This window comes from Oerskovia rustica, from assembly GCF_014836555.1.
GTDB classification, from domain to species: Bacteria; Actinomycetota; Actinomycetes; order Actinomycetales; family Cellulomonadaceae; genus Oerskovia; species Oerskovia rustica.
Genome location: NZ_JACSQQ010000071.1, coordinates 1 through 2950, shown reverse-complemented (window position 1 = coordinate 2950; position 2950 = coordinate 1). Strand labels below are relative to the sequence as shown.

General features: G+C 71.6%; 1 protein-coding gene. It reads left to right on the top strand.

Going from position 1 to position 2950, the window contains the following annotated elements; translation table 11 throughout:
* The first annotated feature begins 137 nt into the window (after nt 1-137).
* Nucleotides 138-2933 (top strand): immunoglobulin-like domain-containing protein, encoded by a 2796-nt coding sequence (locus H9652_RS19435; protein ID WP_191798451.1) that lies wholly within the window; start codon nt 138-140, stop codon nt 2931-2933.
* Nucleotides 2934-2950 lie beyond the last annotated feature (17 nt).

Here is a 2950-nt window from a genome sequence, read left to right as displayed (position 1 = left end):
CCCACGTCGAGGTCAGGGCGCCGACGGCGCCCGCCCTGCCCGCACCACCCGCCCTGCCCGCACCACCCGCCCTGCCCGCACCACCCGCCCTGCCCGCACCACACGCACCACCGCACCACGACCCGAAGGAGCACATCGTGAGAAGAACCAGGGGACGTCTCGTTGCGGCGAGCGTCGCCGTCGCCCTGACCACCGGGCTGACGACCACCGCCGTGGCAGCCGCCGATCCCGCCCCGCCGGAGGCCGGGCTCGTCGCCTGGTACAAGCTCGACGAGACGAGCGGCACGTCGGCCGCGAACTCGGCACCGGGCTCGACCTTCGGGGCCGCCACGGTCGCCGGGGCCGCGCGCAGCGCGAACGGCATCACGCTCGACGGGACCGACGACCACGTCAGGCTCCCCGACGGCCTGCTCAAGAACCTGACGTCGGTCACGGTCGACCTCGACGTGCTGGTCGACACGGCCCAGGCGACGCCCTACTTCATCTGGGGCATGGGGAACACGAGCGGCTCGAACGGCAACGGCTACCTGTTCACCACGGGCAACGCCTACCGGACCGGCATCGCGTCGGGCAACTGGTCGACCGAGCAGAACACGACCAAGGGGTCGAACCTCGCGCGCGGGGTCTGGAAGCACCTGACCTACACGCAGACCGGAACGACCGGGACCCTCTACGAGGACGGTGTCCAGGTCGCGCAGAACACCGCGGTCACCACGACCCCCGCCTCGATCGGTGCCGGGACGACGACCGCCAACTACATCGGGCGCTCGCTCTACTCGGGCGACAAGTACCTCAAGGGCCAGGTCCGCGACTTCCGCGTCTACGACCGGGCGCTGCCTGCGAACGACGTCGCGGCCCTCGCGCAGAAGACCTCGGCCGCGGCCGCGGGAGCCGACGCCGCCGCCCTCGACCTGGGCGACACGAGCGCCGTCACGAGAAACCTCACGCTCCCGGTCACGGGCGCGCAGGGCTCGACCATCGCGTGGGCGACCTCGCACGCGGACGTCGTGACGCCGTCGGGCAGGGTCACCCAGCCCGCCGCCGGACAGCCCGCCGCGAGCGTGACCCTGACGGCCTCGGTCACGCGCGGCGCCGTGACGCTCCCGCGGACCTTCACCGTGGTCGTCCCCCCGGCGCTCGACGACGCCCAGGCGGCCGCGTGGGACGCGCAGCACGCCGTCGTGACCAACATCGCCGACGTCCGCGGCAACCTCACGCTCCCGACCAAGGGGGCGCAGGGCTCGACCCTGACGTGGACGTCCTCGGCGCCCGGCACCGTGAGCGAGACGGGAGTGGTGCACCGCCCCGCGCACGGCGCGGGCGACACCGAGGTGACCCTCACGGTCACGGCGACCAAGGGCACCGCGACCTCGACCCAGCCCCGGACCGCGACGGTCCGCCAGGCCCCCGAGGCCCAGGAGCCCGCGGCGTACTTCTTCCCCTACTTCAAGGGCGAGAGCACGGCCGACGGTGAGGAGATCTACTTCGCCGCGAGCCAGGGCAACGACCCGCTCAGGTGGCAGGAGCTGAACGACGACAGGACCGTCCTGCGCTCGGGCCTGGGGGAGAAGGGCCTGCGCGACCCGTTCGTCATCCGTTCGCCCGAGGGCGACAGGTTCTTCCTCGTCGCGACCGACCTCAAGATCTACGGCGGCAACAACTTCGGCAACGCGCAGGAGCGCGGCTCGCTGAGCCTCATGATCTGGGAGTCGACCGACCTCGTGCACTGGTCCGACCAGCGCATGGTCAAGGTCTCGAGCGACTACGCGGGCAACACCTGGGCCCCCGAGGCGTTCTACGACGAGGCCGCGGGCGAGTACGTCGTGTACTGGGCATCCGCCCTCTACCCGACGACCGACAGCAGCGACCGCAAGATCGCCACGAGCTACCAGCGCATGATGTACGCCACGACGCGTGACTTCGTGACCTTCAGCGAGCCGCAGATCTGGGTCGACAACAAGCGCGGCACGGGCCTCGGCATCATCGATGCCTCGGTGACGAAGGTGGGCGACACGTACTACCGCTTCATCAAGGACGAGAAGTACATGACGGTCCGGAGCGAGAGGTCCACGGACCTGCGCGCCACGAGCTGGGACCTCATCACCGAGAACATCGGCGTGGGCCAGCCCAACGGCTACGGCGGCACCTTCACGGCGGGCGAGGGGCCCACGGTCTTCAAGTCCAACACCGAGGAGAAGTGGTACGTCTTCATGGACCAGCCCAGCTACCACGGCGGCAAGGGCTACGTCCCGTTCGAGTCGACCGACCTCGACTCGGGGGTCTGGACCAAGTCCGAGCCCGCGACCCTGCCCGTGAGCCCTCGCCACGGCACGGTGCTCCCGGTCACGCAGGCCGAGTACGACCGCCTGCTCTCGCACTACCAGCCCGACGCGTTCGTGGCCTCGGCCGCCCCGGTCACGGTCACGACGGCTGCGGGCACCGCGCCCGTCCTGCCGACGACGGTCGCCGCGACGTACGGCGACGGTGCGACCAAGGACCTCGCGGTCACGTGGGACGCGGTCGACCCCGCGTCCTGGGCGCAGGCCGGCACCTTCGCGGTCAGCGGGTCGTTCGGCCCGTCGATCACGGCGCGGGCCACCGCCACGGTCACCGTGACGGCCCCCGTCGACCCCGAACCCGACCCTGACCTCGCGGTCGAGGTCTCGGCCACGGCGAAGTGCGTGGCGGGCAAGGTCGCCGTGTCGGTGCGAGCGGTGAACGGCGAGGACGTGCCCGTCGACCTCAAGGTGACCTCTCCGTTCGGGTCCAAGACGTTCACCGGCGTGGCTCCGGGCAGGTCGGCGTCCCAGGCGTTCGCGACGCGCGCGGGCTCGGTCGAGACGGGGGGCGTCACGATCACCGCGAGCACGACGGGCGCCTCGCCCGTGACCGCGACGATCGAGGCCTCGTACCCGGCCCTCGCGTGCGGGTGATGCGCTGACCCGACGAC